Below are 17,858 nucleotides of genomic sequence, written 5' to 3'. Positions count from 1 at the left end.
TCAGAGTCGATGGGACCGCGCGTCGGCTTCGCCGCTAGCGCGAGTGTCGGAGTTGGGCGGCGGGACGAGGTCGATGCCGCCCGCGGAAAACGGATGGCATCGGCACACGCGCCTGACGGCGAGATACGTGCCGCGCGCGGCGCCATGATACTGGATTGCCTCGCGCGCGTAATCAGAACAGGAAGGATAAAAACGGCAACGGTTGCCGAGCATCGGGCTCACGGCAACCTTGTAGAAGCGCAGCAAGGCGATCAATACCGTTTTCATACCTTGGGCGGCGCCGTTCGACGCCGCGTCAAAACCAGCCGGGCAGGCGCGAACGCCGCACCACGGATGGATGCGTCACTCGGACGCGGGCTTCGACGCCCGGCGCGCGATTTCCCGGACTGCTCTGTCGAGCAGTTCGCGGATCTCGGCCGCGCACATCGCCGCGAGCGGGGCGGAAGCCGCGCTCGGCAGCGCTTTCTTGTCGAACCGCGTGTGCTGCCGCAGCAGCAGGTCGTAACCGGCGAACTCGGCCCGGCGCAGGCGAAACGCATCGCGCGCCAGCCGCTTCACGAGGTTACGTGTTACTGCACGCGGCGCATACTTCTTGCCGACGACGAGCCCCAGACGCGCGGGCTGACCGGTCGGCTTGCCGTAGATCACGAAGTGCGCGGAGCGCCGCCAGGGGCGCAAACGAAAAACGGATGAAAATTCATCCGTTTTCAGAAGTCGCGCAGCTTTCGGGAAGGCGGCTTTCGTCTGCGACGGATTCGCACCCGGCTCGACGGCACCTTCCGCAGGACTGCGGACGGCGGACACAGCGCGCAACCTGCCTTAGATGGCGAGGCGCTTGCGGCCCTTCGCGCGGCGAGCGTTGATGACCTTGCGGCCACCTGCCGTCTTCATGCGGACACGGAAGCCATGGGTGCGCTTGCGGCGCGTCACGGACGGTTGGTAAGTACGTTTCATGATGTTCTCACTTGTTCGAGAATGTCGAAATTCAGGGGACCGCGTGCCCTTAACCGGAGGCATTCGGGCGAACGCAATCGCCGGGAATACAGGATTGGTTTTCGCGGAACCCGCTATTTAAACCGTTTTTCCGTTGACGGTCAATACTTTAGGAGTCGATCGCCTGTGCAAGCCCCGGGCGATCCGGCCCCGCGCCCCACAATCCCGGCCTGTGGATAACTCGCGCTGTGGCCGCGTTTGGCGGTAGAATCTCGCCTTATCTCCAAGAATCCCGCACGCCGCTTCGGCTCGCGCCTGCCCCTCCAACACTGTGACGCAGGCGTCCGAGGCACGCTCGCACGACCGCTTCGGGCCTTGTTGCGCAACCGCGACAAGGGCGCCGGCGAGCCGCGCTGTGCACGCAAAAAACGACAGTTACTTGATGAACGATTTCTGGCAACACTGTTCCGCACTGCTGGAGCGCGAGCTGACGCCCCAGCAGTACGTGACGTGGATCAAACCCTTGGCCCCGGTGGCCTTCGATGCGTCGGCGAACACGCTGTCCATCGCCGCGCCGAACCGCTTCAAGCTGGACTGGGTCAAGAGCCAGTTTTCGGGACGGATCTCCGATCTGGCCCGAGATTTCTGGAATGCGCCGATCGAAGTCCAGTTCGTCCTCGATCCCAAGGCAGGTATGCGCAGCGCAGCGCCCGCGACCGGCGCCGCACCGGCAGCCCCGCGCGCGCCGCTGGCGCCGAGCGGCCCGGCCGCGACGGTTGCCGCGATCGCCGCCAACCTCGCCGCGAATGCCGCTGCTGCGCCCGCCGCGCCGGCCGACGTGCCGATGACGCCGTCGGCGGCCGCCGCGCACCACCTGAACGCCGACGACGCCGACATCGACCTGCCGAGCCTGCCCGCGCACGAAGCGGCCGCCGGCCGCCGCACGTGGCGTCCGGGCCCCGGTGCGGCACCCGCGAACGGCGGCGAAGCCGATTCGATGTACGAACGCTCGAAGCTGAACCCCGTGCTCACGTTCGACAACTTCGTGACCGGTAAGGCGAACCAGCTCGCGCGCGCCGCCGCGATCCAGGTCGCGGACAATCCGGGCATCTCGTACAACCCGCTGTTCCTGTACGGCGGCGTCGGCCTCGGCAAGACCCACCTGATCCACGCGATCGGCAACCAGCTGCTGCTCGACAAGGCCGGCGCGCGGATCCGCTACATCCATGCGGAACAGTACGTGTCGGACGTGGTGAAGGCGTACCAGCGCAAGGCGTTCGACGACTTCAAGCGCTACTACCACTCGCTCGACCTGCTGCTGATCGACGATATCCAGTTCTTCTCCGGCAAGTCGCGCACGCAAGAGGAATTCTTCTACGCGTTCGAGGCGCTGGTCGCGAACAAGGCGCAGGTGATCATCACCAGCGACACGTATCCGAAGGAAATCTCGGGCATCGACGATCGCCTGATCTCGCGCTTCGACTCGGGCCTCACCGTCGCGATCGAGCCGCCCGAGCTGGAAATGCGCGTCGCGATCCTGATGCGCAAGGCGCAGTCGGAAGGCGTGAATCTCTCGGAAGACGTCGCGTTCTTCGTCGCGAAGCACCTGCGCTCGAACGTGCGCGAACTCGAAGGCGCGCTGCGCAAGATCCTCGCGTATTCGAAGTTCCACGGCCGCGAGATCTCGATCGAGCTGACCAAGGAAGCGCTGAAGGACCTGCTGACCGTGCAGAACCGGCAGATTTCGGTCGAGAACATCCAGAAGACCGTCGCCGACTTCTACAACATCAAGGTCGCCGACATGTATTCGAAGAAGCGCCCCGCGAACATCGCGCGGCCGCGGCAGATCGCGATGTATCTCGCGAAGGAACTCACGCAGAAGAGCCTGCCGGAAATCGGCGAGCTGTTCGGCGGGCGCGATCACACCACCGTGCTGCACGCGGTGCGCAAGATCGCCGACGAGCGCAGCAAGGACGCGCAGCTCAACCACGAGCTGCACGTGCTGGAACAGACGCTGAAGGGCTGAGCGCGCGGCGCGCTTGATAATTCGGCCTCCGCCCCAATTTAAGGGGGGCGGTTCGGTTTTGAGGCACAATACTGGTTTGACCGCCCCGGTGGTGGCGGGCCAAGAGCCCGGCCGGCGGGGCGCTGCGAGGCTGCTGCGCTGCAGGCCGTTACTCAACGAAGGAACTCTATGCAACTGGTCAAGACCGAACGAGACACCCTCCTCAGGCCGCTGCAAACGGTCAGCGGCATCGTCGAACGCCGCCATACGTTGCCGATCCTCGCCAACCTGCTGATCACCAAGAACGGCCCGGACGTTTCGTTCCTGTCGACCGACCTGGAGCTGCAGATCACCACGCGCGCCGATTTCGGCGTCGGCGGCGACCAGGTCGCGACCACCGTCGCGGCGCGCAAGCTGCTCGACATCCTGCGCGCGATGCCTGACGGCCAGGTCACGCTGTCGCTCGCCGACAAGCGCCTCACCGTTCAATCGGGCAAGAGCCGTTTCGCACTGCAGACGCTGGCGGCCGACGAGTTCCCGACCGTCGCGCAGGCGAAGGATTTCGGCGCGACCCTGACCGTCCCGCAGAAGTCGTTCCGCCAGTTGCTCGGCATGGTCCACTTCGCGATGGCGCAGCAGGACATCCGCTATTACCTGAACGGCATGCTGCTCGTCGTCGACGGCGACCAGCTGATGGCCGTGGCCACCGACGGCCACCGCCTCGCGTTCTCGTCGATGAAGCTCGAAGGCGGCACGTTCGGCCGCCAGGAAGTCATCGTGCCGCGCAAGACGATTCTCGAGCTGCAGCGCCTGCTCGAAGACATCGACGACACCGTCACCATCGACATCGCGCAAACCCAGGCCAAGTTCACGTTCGGCCAGGTCGAGCTCGTGTCGAAACTCGTCGAGGGCAAGTTCCCCGACTTCCAGCGCGTGATCCCGAAGGCGCACAAGAACACGTTCGAGATCGGCCGTGAAGAACTGCAGCGTTCGCTGCAGCGCGCGGCGATCCTGACCTCGGACAAGTTCAAGGGCGTGCGCTGCATCATCGCGCCGGGCCAGTTGAAGATCATGTCGACCAACGCCGATCAGGAAGAGGCGCAGGAAGAACTGGAAATCGCCTACCAGGGCGATACCGTCGACATCGGCTTCAACGTCACGTATCTGCTCGACGTGCTCGCGAACCTGAAGGTCGACACCGTGCAGGTGAGCCTCGGCGACGCCAGCTCGAGCGCGCTGATTACCGTGCCCGAGAACGACGAGTTCAAGTATGTCGTGATGCCGATGCGCATCTGACGCGCACGACATCAAGACACACACCAGGGGGCGGCAAGCCCCTTTGGCGTTTTTATGGCGAACCGACAACCCGTCCCTTTGGTGCCTTTTCGGCGCTTGGGGCGGGCCAGGAAACTGGAGCGGCCCGGCGATTTCTCTCGCTGAAACGCACCGCGCCGCCACTAGAGTGGCCTCGCAGAACCGGAAGATATCCATGAGTGAACAGCACAATTCGCAACCCGATAACAGCAGCTACGGCGCCTCGTCGATCCAGATCCTCGAAGGTCTGGAAGCGGTGCGCAAGCGCCCCGGGATGTACATCGGCGACACGTCTGACGGCACCGGTCTGCACCACCTCGTGTTCGAGGTGCTCGACAACTCGATCGACGAAGCGTTGGCCGGGTACTGCAACGACATCCACGTGACGATTCACGCCGACAACTCGATTTCCGTGACCGACAACGGCCGCGGGATTCCGACCGACGTGAAGATGAACGACAAGCACGAGCCGAAGCGCAGTGCGGCTGAAATCGTGATGACCGAGCTGCACGCCGGCGGCAAGTTCGACCAGAACAGCTACAAGGTGTCGGGCGGCCTGCACGGCGTGGGCGTGTCGTGCGTGAACGCGCTGTCGAGCTGGCTGCGGTTGACCGTGCGTCGGAACGGCAAGAAGCATTTCATGGAGTTCCATCGCGGCGTCGCGCAGGAGCGCGTGCTCGAGATGGTCGATGGCGTGGAAGTTTCGCCGATGCTGATCACCGGTGATACTGAAAACCGCGGCACCGAAGTGCACTTCATGGCCGATCCGACCATTTTCGGCACGGTCGAGTATCACTACGACATCCTCGCGAAGCGGATGCGTGAACTCTCGTTCCTGAACAACGGCGTGCGGATTCGTCTCACGGACCTGCGCTCGGGCAAGGAAGACGATTTCGCGTTCGCCGGCGGTGTGAAGGGCTTCGTCGAGTTCATCAACAAGACGAAGACCAACCTGCACCCGACGGTGTTCTTCGCCAACGGCGAGAAGGATGGCGTGGGCGTCGAAGTCGCGATGCAGTGGAACGACAGCTACAACGAAAACGTGCTGTGCTTCACGAACAACATTCCGCAGCGCGACGGCGGCACGCACCTGACCGGCCTGCGGGCCGCGATGACGCGCGTCATCAACAAGTACATCACCGACAACGAAATCGCGAAGAAGGCGAAGGTCGAGACGACCGGCGACGACATGCGCGAAGGGCTGTCGTGCGTGCTGTCCGTGAAGGTGCCGGAGCCGAAGTTCAGCTCGCAGACGAAGGACAAGCTGGTTTCTTCTGAGGTTCGTGCGCCGGTTGAAGAGGTTGTGGCGAAGGCTCTGGAAGAATTCCTTTTGGAAACGCCGATCGACGCGAAGATCATCTGCGGGAAGATCGTTGAGGCCGCTCGGGCGCGGGATGCTGCGCGGAAGGCGCGTGAGATGACGCGCCGCAAGGGTGTGCTCGACGGCGTCGGCCTGCCGGGCAAGCTCGCGGACTGCCAGGAGAAAGACCCGGCAAAGTGCGAAATCTACATCGTCGAGGGTGACTCGGCAGGTGGTTCGGCGAAGCAAGGGCGTGATCGCAAGTTCCAGGCGATCCTGCCGCTGCGCGGCAAGGTGCTGAACGTCGAGAAGGCACGCTACGACAAGCTGCTGTCGTCGGAACAGATCGTCACGCTCGTGACCGCGCTTGGGTGCGGCATCGGCAAGGAAGACTACAACCTCGACAAGCTGCGCTATCACCGCATCATCATCATGACCGACGCGGACGTCGACGGTGCGCACATCCGGACGCTGCTGCTCACGTTCCTCTATCGCCAGATGCCGGACATGATCGAACGCGGGTACGTGTATATCGCGCAGCCGCCGCTTTACAAGATCAAGGCGGGCAAGGACGAGCGGTATCTGAAGGATGACGTGGAGCTCAACGCGCACATGCTGCGGTTGGCGCTGCAAGGGTCGGAGCTGGTGCCGGGTGAGAATGCGGCGGCGATTTCGGGCGATGCGCTTGGGGAGTTGGCAAGGTCGTATCTGCTGTCGCAGAGCGTGATCGAGCGGTTGAGCCGGTTGTATGATCCGGCCGCGCTGGAAGCGGTCATGGATGGGGTGGTGATCGATCTCTCCACTGAGGCTTCGACCGAGGCTTCGGCTAAGGCTTTGCACGCTGCGTTGCATGATGAAGCGCTGAAGAACGAAGTGCGTGTGGTGCCTTCGTATGACCCGGTTCGCGAACAGCGGTCGCTGCATGTCGAACGTACCCATCACGGCAACGTGCGGGTTTCGGTCATCGACCAGGAATTCCAGCACACGGCGGACTATCAGCAGCTCGTGACCACCGCGAATACGTTCAAGGGGCTCATCGGCGAAGGTGCGGTCATCAAGCGCGGTGAGCGCAGCATGGCCGTCGCGGACTTCAAGAGCGCGATGAAGTGGCTGCTGGCGGACGCCGAGCGGAACGTTTCGAAGCAGCGGTATAAGGGGCTCGGCGAGATGAACCCCGAGCAGCTGTGGGAAACGACGATGGATCCGGCCGTGCGGCGTCTGCTGCGGGTGCAGATCGAAGACGCGATTGCTGCGGATGGGATCTTTACTACCCTCATGGGGGATGATGTCGAGCCGCGGCGGGCGTTTATCGAGTCGAATGCGTTGCGGGCGGGGAATATTGACGTCTAACTCATATCTGCTGCGGGGAAACGCGAAATTTCTTGGGGGGCGACGAGCCGTCGAGTAACAGCCCTCTTCAGAGTTTTCGAGCCACTTGGTCAAGGCGTCAGCCTCGCAGTTGATTTGTATTCGTCGGGTTGCGAGTACGAGTCTGCAGCCGGCACGAAACACCTATCCGAGGGCATCCTCGGGAATCCTGAAACCCGTGATAGCACAAGGCTTCACGGGTTTTTATTCCGATGTTGTCCAACGGTGCCCGTCTGAATCCGGGGGCGTGTGGGGGCACCAGCGCGAGAATCTCAGCAATCAAGCCGGCCATTCATAAACCGCGTCCGGCATTCTGGAGATGATGTCAGGCAACCACTCGAGATGGGCCACCGCATTCGCCCCTCGTAGCCCGCATTCCCAAATTATAATTACGGACCAGCCAGCAGCTCGTAACGCTTCGAGATTCTTCATGTCCCGAGACACGTTCGCCTCGAACTTCGTTTGCCAGCTCTGTTCGTTGGACCGCGGGGTGGTCGTGTACCTGCATCCTGCATGGCGATGCCAGAAACAACCGTGGACGAAGATGGCAGTGCGGTACTTCGGCAGTGCAAGATCCGGCCTCCCAGGCAGTTTCTTGTCGTGCAGCGTGTACCTGAATCCGCGCCGGTGCAAGAATCGACGCACGCTCATCTCCGGCTTCGTATCCTTGGATGGGATTCCTGACATCATCCGGGAACGCGTGGCCTTGTCGACGACGTCCATAACCTGGTATCCTGGCTGGCGAAGAAACTAACTCAGAAAGAAATGAGCCTCATCAGCCACATTCCAATTGTCGACCTGTTCGCAGGTCCCGGAGGCCTAGGGGAGGGATTTTCATCCGCCGAGGGGCAACCGTTTCGTATCGCCGTATCCGCCGAAATGGAGCAATCCGCCCACGCGACGCTGCGGCTGCGTGCGTTTTACCGGATCTTGAAAAGGAGCGGCGAAAGCGCGCTCACTCCATATTACCGCTTTTGCAACGGTGAAGCCGAAGTGCCATACGATGCTGCCACTCTCGATGCGTGGGAAGAGGCAGGCCGAGAAGCGCTTCAGCTCACGCTCGGCGAGTCGAAGGACAACAGAATTCTGGACGAAAACATCCGGCATAGCGGCATCGGACCGGACGTCTTCTGGGTGCTGATTGGTGGCCCGCCCTGTCAGGCCTACTCACTGGTCGGGCGGGCGCGCAATCGAGGCAAGAAGGATTACCGGCCAGAGAATGATCACCGCCACTTCCTTTACCGTGAATACCTGCGCATCATCCAGCGCTACCGTCCATCAGTATTTGTGATGGAAAACGTGAAAGGAATCCTTTCGTCGTCCGTAAACGGACAGAAGATATTTCACAGCATTCTGACCGACTTGGCACGCGGTGGCTATCGCATCCACTCCCTGTCAAGCGATACCCATTACAGCCGTAACATGAATCCGGACGAGATCGATGCCCGCGATTTCATTGTCCGTGCCGAAGAACATGGTATTCCGCAGGCCCGGCACCGCGTGATCCTTGTTGGCGTCCGGGACGACCTTGACGTGTGGCCTCGTCCCCTTGATCAAATACCGAAGTCAAGACAATCGACCGTCTCCCAAGCGATCGGGATGCTGCCGAAACTTCGCAGCCGAATAAGCAAGGGAAAGGACGATGACGAGACTTGGCTGGCTCTGCTCTCAGACCATCTTAAGCACTTGGCGAAAGAGGCCGCCAAGGACGGTCAGCTGCGTCCGCTGTCAAGGGAGCTTGGCCAACATGGACGTTCATTAATCGCGGAACTTTCGACCGGTGGACTGAGGACAGGCAAGTACACGTGCGCATCATGCACGGTGCCTGAACTTCAGAAATGGTACGGCGCCAGTAAGCAGCTCAAGGTCTGGCTGAATCACGAGGCTCGAGGCCACATGCGGGAGGACCTTCTCCGGTACGTCTATGCCGCCGCGTTTGCGGAGAAGTATGATCAGTCACCGAAGGGCCATGAGCAGTTCAGCTTGCCCGGATTGAAACCGAACCACGAAAACTGGGAGACCGGCAAGTTTGCGGACCGCTTCCGAGTCCAAATCGCAAGCGGCTCAGCAACGACCGTGACCAGCCACATTGCCAAGGACGGTCACTACTTCATCCACTACGACCCCAAGCAGTGCCGCAGTCTGACGGTACGAGAAGCGGCACGGCTGCAGACCTTCCCGGATGACTACTTCTTTCAGGGGAATCGCACGCAGCAGTACCACCAAGTGGGGAATGCGGTCCCGCCTCTTTTGGCAAAGAAGATTGCAGACGCGATTGTCGCCGCAATTAACGAACAGCGCGTGAAGTCGGCGGCGTAGAACGGCGCCGGCCAATCGCGCTGGTTAGCTCCGACTTGCGCTGCGTTGCTATCGGTTGGCACCATCAAAGATGCCGCGGATCTCGACAAGCCTGAGAGCCTGCTTTTCTGTCGGTATCTTTCTCGGCATAGCACAGGCGATATCCAGAATCGTCAGATCAGACGGCCTCAGATCGACGCTTTCCCCGGCCCAGCGGCGAACGTTTTTCCAGTAACCCGAACCGGCGTTCACTACGCTGATGTAGGCTTCAGCCTCGCTGAGGCTTTTCTGCTCCATCCTCGCGTCCTTCGTGTCTGCGAGCTCACCGCCACGCTCCTTGAGCTGCTGCACGAACGGGCTGGACAGAGAAAACCGCACCTCCTGCGCCGCATCCCAGCACGCTTTCCGCTTGCACCATTCCGTAACGTTGATGACGTTGTTTCTTGCCGCTCCGCCGATGATTTCTTGCTGTGCCAGCCGGCAAGACTCCAAGAGCTGGTCCTCGAACGCTTCGTTGAGCCCCTGCTCACGCCAGATGCGCTGCAGGTCCAGCTCCAGCTTCATCTCCTGCACCTTCCGAACGAGCATTGAGATTCCATACGTGACAGTCTGGGCGCGATAGCCTTGCGAATACCACGAAGCCCGCAGCACCAGTGACTCTGCCCGCCTGAATATGATGACTTCCGCCACTGCACGCTTGAACCAGAGTTCGTTGAAGTCATGCTGGCTATGTTCCCAAGCCGCTCCAATGTACTCGGCGAACTTGGCGAAGTTCTTTTGTCCGCCCAAGCTGACGTCGTGCGGCAGACAGCGGAATGTCTGCACGCACTTTGCAAGGTCGGTCTTGTCGATGACCTGGCTCTTGGGGTTCCTGGTCTGGAATTCGCGCTTCTTCGCCTCCGATAAGTATGAGACGGCATTGACGTATTGGCCTTTCGCGCGCTCGTAGAACCAGTGGGTGAGTATCTGGGAACCGTCCTTCGCCGGCGCAGAAAGGCGACGGGAAAGGTTCTCGATGACGACATGGAAAGGGTGATTGGAGAAAAAGTCCGAGTCGCTTATCCGGTTCTGGCTGTTGGCGAACCGGGAAATTTTGGGCACCAGCTCCGATGCGATATCGGGCGGTACAACGGACAGCTTCATCTGCACGCTGACCTGCTCGATCGGTGCTCCCTTGTCCTTCTTGAATGCATTGAAGATTGAGGCGGTGGTCTGCCCACCGTTGACGATCTGCAGGTTTTTCACCTTTTGCAGATAGGTCACGCCGCCATGCCGCTCCTCGGACACTTCTTCCGCAGTAGCCGAGATGCCGTTGTTGTAGGGGAAAAAGCGTGTCGGCTCGTCGAGTATGGTCTTTCGAATTCCCTTGTTGACCTTGCCGCGTGCTTGCAGAAAGGTGCGCACGTTCTGCTCGAGCAGTCGGCTTCCGTAGTCGTCGTAGATGCGTGCCAGCCAATCTGCCGGAATCACCGCAAGGAAGCACCGCACTTCGCCGTTGCCGTCGTCGGCGGGAAGGCAGACCAGAGCCTGTCCAAAAAGCTCTTCGAAATCGACGACGATTTCTTCCGGCTTCCCAGTGCCGATTGTGCGTGCGAGCCGTTCCAAGTCCCAAATGCGATACGACCATTCCCGACCGCTCTCTTGGCGGGAAGGAAGCTCCTTCACACTTCCGGTTAGTTGCGCATTCGTCAGGAGATAGAACCTGACGCGCTGAATCTGGTCACCCTGCTCGAGTATTGTCCTGGCAAGGCCGTACGCCGGGTGCGCAGCTTCCATCTGTTCGACGAATGATGCCGTGCAAGCCCTTTCGAAGAACGTCTCGGCGCGTTTGAAGCCTTGGGTCATTTCCGCTTTCGTCATTCGCTCGACTTTGTTGCCGGGTCTGCAGTCGACAACGTAGAGCTCCAGCAGACCGTCTTCCCAGTTGAGCGAGTACCCGTCAACGCGCACGCCGCGATGGATGTACTTGCAAGGCATGAAGTCCTCGATGGAACCGGCCTCCGCAAGGTACTCGGCCACGACCTCGGCAAACGCCTCGTCGGTGAAGTTTTCGGACGTATCGGCGCGGACGAGGACGTCTTGGGCCAGTTCTTCGCGAAACGCGTCAAGATCCACTGCTTGCTCCCATGGTTATCCAATCCGGCTCGCTCTCAAACGGCAGACAGGCTTGCAGCTCGAGCACATACTGCACGCTCCGCACCCCGACCGGAACATGCTCGGCAACTATACGAGGGAATCCTTCCCTCACTTCAAAGAACCTCGCCGGAGAAATGGCAAAGAATCGATTTGCATATTCGGGGCGGTCCACGTAACCAGCCTGAAGCAGGCGGTCCTCAAACGCATCGCGTGCTTCGGCGCTGGTCAAGTACGACCGGATGTCATCGACGAGGGCCGCTGGCGATCGTGCAGCATCTCCCTGCACGGGAGAGTCACCTATCCCATAGCACACGAGATGCAACGCCCCCCCCAATGGCCACAGCTGCGGTGCCGACGATACTGTGACGGCAGCCGGTCCGCCTACCAGCCTTGTCTTCACTTCGAACGCTGCCGTACCTACAGTGAAGTCCTGAGGAGCTCCGGACGGCCCGTTCCAGAACAGCACTGCCGAGTGCCCGAACCGCGCAATGAGCTCCGACTGGAGAAAGGAGAGTTCGCCGAAGAGTCCGCGCAGCTCTTGGTCGCTAAGAAGTCCGGCATTCGACTTGCCGAAGAAGCGTTGCCACTTTTCCACGTGGGACAGCACGGCATCCTGTACCAGTGTGGCCGACGGAACGCGTCTTGTACGCTCAAGCAAACTGTGACAGAGCGCAGTGAAGATATCTTCCGTGCTAGCATCCATCAGCCGCAATATCAGCCGGTCGGACGTCTGCTCCACCGCAACGCCCTTCAGATTGGGTGTCGGGCAATCGGTATCCAGTTCTGCCCCGCGGTACAAAAACAACTTGCGTCCCTTTGCATCAAGCGCCCAGAAGAAGTCGTACGGATGCGTGGCATCGGCACGGCGTGCACGGAGCTCCCCGAGCTTGGGCGCCGCTTCGATACCGGACCACGGGTTAGTTGCCGACAGCATCGGCGACCTCGTCGTCTTCGTCTTCAATTTGTTCCTGATACTGCTCTTGCCACCAGACGGTATTCACCATGTATTCCACTTCCGCTCCGCGCCCCTTTTCCTTGCTTCCCGGGAAGCTGATGCCCCAAGCACAGACCAATTTCGCCAGGGAAGCCTTATTCTCGTCGCCTTGGCGGAACAGATTGAGGACATGCAGCATAAGGAGCGGCCTTGTCCGTCGGCTCCGATAGGCAGCGTCCGGCACATTTGCGTTTCCGGCTTTTTCCGCGACTGCATCGATCTGGTCCGGCGTCAGTCCGACTCGTTCTGCGCCACGGGAAGCGACTCTCATCTTGGCGCCGCCAATCTGGTAGCAGCCGCCCTTGACCGCACATGCGCGTTCCTGCGGCACGACGTGTAAGGGACCCACCGGCTCCTTCTCGCCTTTCCTCAGCGTGTACAGGCAGACGTCCCACTCACCGAGATTTTCCGGGTCAGCCTTGATGAACTCGATAATGGGACGGGACTGGGTGATGGCGCTTGCATCGTCATGGTTTTCGAAGGACTGCAGGAACTGGCAAACATCATCTGCCTTGATCTGAGACCATAGGTACCCAAGGTCCGATTCAGCGTTGTATTGCGCCGCCTTCTCGGCCTCCAGCGCTTCGACAAATGCCCCCAACTTTCTGAAGTTGCCATCAATCGTCGGCGGCGCCGACTTCAGGAAGACCGTTTCGACCAGTCGCCCGGCCAGCGAAACGGAATGGACGACTTTGCGCCCGGTTCGCATCTTGTTGCGCGCGGTGACGATGAGGGAATCTGGATGGGTTCTGACTTTCAAACCGAATTCTTCCGGCTTGCGTCCCTGCTGTTCCATCAATCTGAACTCGGCCCTGAGCTCGTCGATTGCCATCGAGATGTGCGAATACCAGCCGACCGCTTCGTCGGTCATGTAGATGCTGCATAGGTCGAGGTAGCCGTCCCGGTAGCCGAACCAACGGCCCATCTGCAGCAGCGTGTCGTACATGATGGAGTTGCGGATGAAATAGCTCGTGGTCAATCCTTCGAGGGTGAAGCCACGGGAGAGGCTGAGGCCACCAACTGCAACCACATGCAGGCCATTTTCACGGTAGTTTCGGTAATCGAGACGATCGGGAGATGAGTTGTTGATCGTCCTAACCACAACCGCGCCAGCGCCGCTTGCGAGCACGTGCTTGACTTTTTCCCAAGTCTCGCCTTGGGACGATGGGTACCGGTCCCATGTTTCCTTTAATGCGTGCATGGTGGGGTCGCGCAGGGCCATCTTGTCGGGTAGCGACGCATGGAGCTTGACCGCATTCAGCACTTCTTCGAGATAATTCGTGAGCAGCGCAGTGACCTGTCGCTGCACCGAATTGAACCTCGAGACATTCACCAGCATCGACGAATGGTCCTGTCCCCGCCCGCGAAGAATGCGTACTGCACGGCCCAGCACGAAGCGGCGCACCGCTTCAAGCAAACTGGAAGGGAGTGTCTCGACCTTTTGTTCAATCGTGTGCCGCTCCGGAAAGCACGCGACATGGTCGGAGACCGACTCGACCAGATGTGCGAGGTCGCCGTTCTCACCAAAGATGCGGGCAGCACTGACGTAGTTGTCCGGCGCATCCAGGTTGACGATGAAGTCCTTGGGAAAGAGGTCATCTTCCAGCATCGCATGACTGGAATCAGGGTCGATGAAGATGTTGGCGAACGGCGTCGCCGTATAGCCGACATAACTGTTCTGCTCGAACAGCGCGAGCAGCTTCCGAATCAACCCATTAATCTTCGTCGGATCGCCCTCGCCCTTGGCCACGTTCACCGACGCGTTGTCGGCCTCGTCGTCGATGAGCAGCATCGGAATGTCCTGAATCTTCCCGCCCTTGATGTCATTCAGGCTAAGAAACCACTCGTGAAGATTCTGCAGGACGGTTGCCTGCTTCTTGACGACGAATACAACCGGCTCGCTGATCGCCTTGAGTGAAAACGTGGCGGCCTTTGCAGAATCCTTCCGGAAGTCGTGTTCGCGCGACGTCAGACTGAACGGCAGGCGGGTGACATCGGAAATGCGGCCAACACCAGTCTTGATGTCCTTGAGCGGCAGATTTCGGTCTTTCTTGTCGGTATCGACGCCAATGAAGGCTTCCTCCACCCGCTGCTGGGTCTGGCTACGCAGGTTATTGTGCACGCCGGCGAGAAGAATGATGACCTTGTAGCCGTAATCCGCACTCTTGCAGACGACGCCGTTGTAGTTAGCAGTCTTCCCGGACTGTACATGGCCTACGACGAGGCCGCGCCTCTTCCAAGGCCCGCTCTTCTCGGGATTTTCGAGCAGGCCTACAATCTTGTCGGTATCGCGGCCGATGGTGCCGACCACCTCCTTGGCAAATCCGGACTGCAGAAGCCAGTCACGATAGCGGTTCCAGTAGAACAGGTCAGTGTCGGCGCGACGCTCTGGAAGCCACTCCTTGAATGGCAGCTTCACCACGGAAGCATCCGGCATCGACAGGTCGAGCTTTTCCTCGATGGAACGCGCTATCTGCTCGACGAACAAGCCCTCACTTTCGAACTGGGGAGCGTCGTCCCCCTGAATCTGTAGGGTGAGCCGGACCACGCTGCGAATCAGGTCCGGCGTCACCGACGTGCGATTGTTTAGGTTGCTTCTGACCTGGTTCTCAAACTCCTGTGGACTCACTCTCAGTTCTCCTTTGCGTGAAGGCGCTTAATGTACTGGGCAACGAATTCGGGCGCCGAGCAGAAAGGCTCGGTAATCTTCATGACCCTTTCGATCGCCGCCGGATCGGTCCCGCCTTCGCCGTACAGCAGCTGTGCAAGGGCCTCCAGCGCCTCCGTGGTTTCCCTTGACGTATCGGTCTCATTGGGGCGAGAAGCCATGTCGTTAAACAGGGTTGCGAAGGGCAGGGTTGCGCCGATGACTGCCATGATCCCGTCAAAGCGAGGCCGCATCGCCGTCGGCAGGTCCGAGCGGAACTCGTCGACCAGTGGGTGCTCGAGGTTCGGCGTATACGAGATACGCTCGTTGTGGTGCCTCCGGAGCCAGACGGGCTGCCTGGCTGAATTGAGCGCTGCCGTACCCCGGTGCGTGTAGGGCCGCTTCGCGCTGTCCCGGATGCGGTCCAGAATGCCGCGCAGGCGCCGACGGACCGCTTCGGGCGGCTGGGCCCGCGACTTGCGGACGTCTATTGTCCATAGGTGGTCCAGCGTGTTCGGAATGTCGACTCGGACCCGCGCCAATTTCGTGATCTCGTCCTGCCGTGCCATGCGGAACCAAGTGCCGTGGATGATGAGACGGCGGTTGCGGTAGATGTAGAAGCCTTGGCCGCGCAGGTAGCCTTCCTTGCCGCCCAGCGCGTTGTATTCGGATGCACTGACCTTGCTGTGGTGCGGGAGGATGTACGGCCACAGCGTCACAGTCTTGCCTTCGATTTCCAGCACTTCTTCCCCGAGATGCATGGTCGCCGGATGCCGGGAATTGAACGGATCGTAGCCTTCAATGGCCGAGCCGTTAACACGGAAGGCGATCTTCGGCTTGCCGGGCTCGCCGGTAATGAACCGGTGGAAAACAAGGGCCACGTGGTCACAGACGGTCACGATGCGCTCGTTCATCACCTGGTGGTGGTGCTTCGGGTCCGTCCCCAAATCCAGACGGTCGAGCTGACGCCAGAGCACGATCGTACCCGAGGAGCCGAGCTCGGCGATATCGACCGGAAATCCCGCAATCTCTGACGCCCCCGGACGGCGCAATACCCAGCGGTTGCACTTCCTCACCAAATCCAAATTCCACTGCCGGCACGCAAGAGGACCGTCTTGGCGGCTAATGACCGTCAGCTCCCGGCACTGGGAAAAGGAAGCGGTCTTCAGGCCGAGGCCGAATCGCCCGAGGTCGTCGGCCCTTCGCTTGCCGAGCGGATCCTTTCCTCCAGGGCGCATGGCTTCGACCAGTTCGGTTTCACTCATGCCCTTTCCATCATCGATGATGGCAATCCACGGCTCATGGTTATCGCTCCACCCAAACCGGATGTCGATGTGGCGAGCCGAAGCGGATATGGAGTTGTCGATGATGTCAGCAGCCGCGGACTTGAGCGAGTAGCCGATGTCACGGAGCGCCTCGACGAGATTCGAGGCCGCAGGTTCGACGATGTCGAAATCTTCTTCCAGATTTTCTTTGTTGTGCGAGTTCATTTGGCCAAGCAGTAGGCCGAAGGCGGACCTGCAGGCACGAGCGAAGGCTCAGAGGCGCAGCAGTGCCCGGCATCGGGACACCCAAGGCGTCGTCAGCGCCTGCTGCAACAAGCACAACCGAGCCCCGTATACTAAAGTAACATTTTTTTACATAGCTGTCCGCTTAAATAGGGGGCACGCACCCAACAGGCAAAGAGCTGCAGTGGATCGTAATGGCCGGAATTCCGCTCATGGTCGGTCTCGGTCGAATGCCATCGTGAAACTTCGGCCCGTGTGGTCGGATGTCCTCGATCCGGGCTACCTTCTTCGGAAATCGGTGATGAACCAAAAGTTTTGCGTTGAACGCTAGCAGGAGTCGCTGACCTCTCTTTGTCAATGGTATCGCCGCAAAGTGAGTGTGCCATCGTGCCACCACGCGTGTTGGACCTAGTCTCGCCTTAATCTGAGAACATTCTTTCGCTTGCTGGCCCAAGCGGCCCCGGAGAAGGCTTTTCCTCGGCGCGCAATCCCGATGGGGAGCGCTCGTTTGATATTCGGGTATCGATCGAGAAAGACCCGATTGCACATCAGACGTTGATGCTGCGCGCGTTGTGCCGTGCATTAGCGGAAAGTCATGTGCCGGATGTTTACTACGATTACGTTCGCGGCAATGATTCCAGTACGCCAGCTCCCACTCTAATCGGGCAACCGCCAATAGTAGCGTCCGCTCTCTATCGCTCAACAACGCGAAATTCCGAACGACCAATGGTTCCTATACCGTTCGGCCAGTTTGCATGTATTTGCCTCATAAAGCGTTCTTCTTCGCGTAGACTGAACCCGCAGCACCGCAAAAAGCGCGGGCCGCATGGGCTGCCACCCATACGACCCGCTGACCACAACCAACTCAACCAAGGAGTCGGAAATGGCTAACGCCAATCATAAGTCACGCCCCGTCGTAACGGAACGCTTCGTCAAGATTCAAGAATCAGCACGCCATCACTCCTTGTCTAGAGTCCTCCGTGCCATCAGAGCACACCGGAAACTGAACACGACGTATTACCCGTGGATCAAATTGGCTGGAGTATGGCTTGAGGATGCGGGATTCGAGGCGGGAGAACGCGTCCGGATTACTGTCGAGCACCAGCGACTCATCATCACGCCGATGTGATCAGCGCATTGCCCATGGTGGGCGTCGCATGTCACCATCCGTTTAGGTAGCTCAGTGCCCGATACTCCGCACCGTTAGTAACTGTGACAAGCGACGATTGCTCTGCAATTGCAGCGGGCCGGTAATTCAGGTCCGCTGCCGTGTGGCCTTTCAGCACGAGCTGCAACTCATGCCAGGCGCGCCGCACATTTCCATCGCGCCAATGCAAAAACCCCCGCCTTTTCGG

14 protein-coding genes are annotated in these 17,858 nt (G+C 60.1%); 5 read left to right on the top strand and 9 right to left on the bottom strand.

Annotated elements, in window-relative coordinates:
• The 3 genes from yidD to rpmH all read right to left on the bottom strand — a co-directional run bounded on the left by yidD (position 1) and on the right by rpmH (position 954).
• Positions 1–267 carry a membrane protein insertion efficiency factor YidD gene (gene yidD / locus NQV17_RS22345; protein ID WP_124456944.1) on the bottom strand — a complete coding sequence of 89 codons (267 nt, stop codon included), beginning with the start codon at positions 265–267 and terminating at the stop codon, positions 1–3.
• A gap of 75 nt (positions 268–342) precedes the next feature.
• Positions 343–804 (bottom strand): ribonuclease P protein component, encoded by a 462-nt coding sequence (gene rnpA / locus NQV17_RS22340; protein ID WP_021157986.1) that lies wholly within the window; start codon positions 802–804, stop codon positions 343–345.
• A gap of 15 nt (positions 805–819) precedes the next feature.
• Positions 820–954, bottom strand: a complete 135-nt coding sequence (gene rpmH, locus NQV17_RS22335; protein ID WP_004198824.1) for a 50S ribosomal protein L34 — start codon at positions 952–954, stop codon at positions 820–822.
• A 421-nt stretch (positions 955–1,375) separates the two neighbouring features.
• Here rpmH and dnaA point away from each other — a divergent pair, with 421 nt between their 5' ends.
• From dnaA to gyrB, 3 genes are all read left to right on the top strand, one after another.
• On the top strand, positions 1,376–2,959 hold the full coding sequence (dnaA, locus tag NQV17_RS22330; RefSeq protein ID WP_257773915.1) for a chromosomal replication initiator protein DnaA: 1,584 nt from the start codon (positions 1,376–1,378) through the stop codon (positions 2,957–2,959).
• Between the two features lie 168 nt (positions 2,960–3,127).
• Positions 3,128–4,234: a DNA polymerase III subunit beta gene (gene dnaN, locus NQV17_RS22325; RefSeq protein WP_006756934.1), complete on the top strand. Its 1,107-nt coding sequence runs from the start codon at positions 3,128–3,130 to the stop codon at positions 4,232–4,234.
• Between the two features lie 193 nt (positions 4,235–4,427).
• A complete protein-coding gene (gene gyrB, locus NQV17_RS22320; RefSeq protein WP_257773914.1) occupies positions 4,428–6,902 on the top strand; it encodes a DNA topoisomerase (ATP-hydrolyzing) subunit B in 2,475 nt (824 codons plus the stop codon).
• Positions 6,903–7,199: 297 nt separating this feature from the next.
• On the opposite strand, the gene NQV17_RS22315 is transcribed toward gyrB, so the two are convergent.
• Positions 7,200–7,643 (bottom strand): very short patch repair endonuclease, encoded by a 444-nt coding sequence (locus tag NQV17_RS22315; RefSeq protein WP_257773913.1) that lies wholly within the window; start codon positions 7,641–7,643, stop codon positions 7,200–7,202.
• A gap of 42 nt (positions 7,644–7,685) precedes the next feature.
• Here NQV17_RS22315 and NQV17_RS22310 point away from each other — a divergent pair, with 42 nt between their 5' ends.
• Complete coding sequence (locus NQV17_RS22310) at positions 7,686–9,239, top strand: DNA cytosine methyltransferase (protein ID WP_257773912.1); 1,554 nt, start codon at positions 7,686–7,688, stop codon at positions 9,237–9,239.
• Positions 9,240–9,287: 48 nt separating this feature from the next.
• Here the strand turns inward: NQV17_RS22310 and NQV17_RS22305 are convergent, their stop codons facing one another.
• Genes NQV17_RS22305 through NQV17_RS22290 form a run of 4 tightly spaced genes read right to left on the bottom strand, consistent with a single transcriptional unit; the run spans position 9,288 to position 16,485 of the window.
• Entirely contained in the window at positions 9,288–11,333 is a 2,046-nt protein-coding gene (locus NQV17_RS22305) for an AIPR family protein (RefSeq protein WP_257773911.1), read from the bottom strand.
• Complete coding sequence (locus tag NQV17_RS22300; RefSeq protein WP_257773910.1) at positions 11,323–12,288, bottom strand: PD-(D/E)XK motif protein; 966 nt, start codon at positions 12,286–12,288, stop codon at positions 11,323–11,325. The genes NQV17_RS22305 and NQV17_RS22300 overlap by 11 nt, the downstream gene beginning before the upstream one ends.
• Positions 12,272–14,977 (bottom strand): Z1 domain-containing protein, encoded by a 2,706-nt coding sequence (locus NQV17_RS22295; protein WP_257773909.1) that lies wholly within the window; start codon positions 14,975–14,977, stop codon positions 12,272–12,274. Before NQV17_RS22295 ends, NQV17_RS22300 begins: the two co-directional genes overlap by 17 nt.
• A gap of 2 nt (positions 14,978–14,979) precedes the next feature.
• Positions 14,980–16,485: an ATP-binding protein gene (locus tag NQV17_RS22290; protein ID WP_257773908.1), complete on the bottom strand. Its 1,506-nt coding sequence runs from the start codon at positions 16,483–16,485 to the stop codon at positions 14,980–14,982.
• Between the two features lie 901 nt (positions 16,486–17,386).
• On the opposite strand from NQV17_RS22290, the gene NQV17_RS22285 reads away from it, so the two are divergent.
• Complete coding sequence (locus NQV17_RS22285; RefSeq protein WP_081071593.1) at positions 17,387–17,632, top strand: SymE family type I addiction module toxin; 246 nt, start codon at positions 17,387–17,389, stop codon at positions 17,630–17,632.
• A 31-nt stretch (positions 17,633–17,663) separates the two neighbouring features.
• Here NQV17_RS22285 and NQV17_RS22280 read toward each other — a convergent pair.
• On the bottom strand, positions 17,664–17,858 hold a 195-nt coding region (locus tag NQV17_RS22280; RefSeq protein WP_257773907.1), incomplete at its 5' end, for a hypothetical protein.

It is taken from the genome of Burkholderia sp. SCN-KJ, from assembly GCF_024656005.1.
Taxonomy (GTDB): domain Bacteria; phylum Pseudomonadota; class Gammaproteobacteria; order Burkholderiales; family Burkholderiaceae; genus Burkholderia.
Note: the sequence above shows the minus strand (reverse complement) of the source record. Positions and strands in the feature narration are given on the sequence as shown.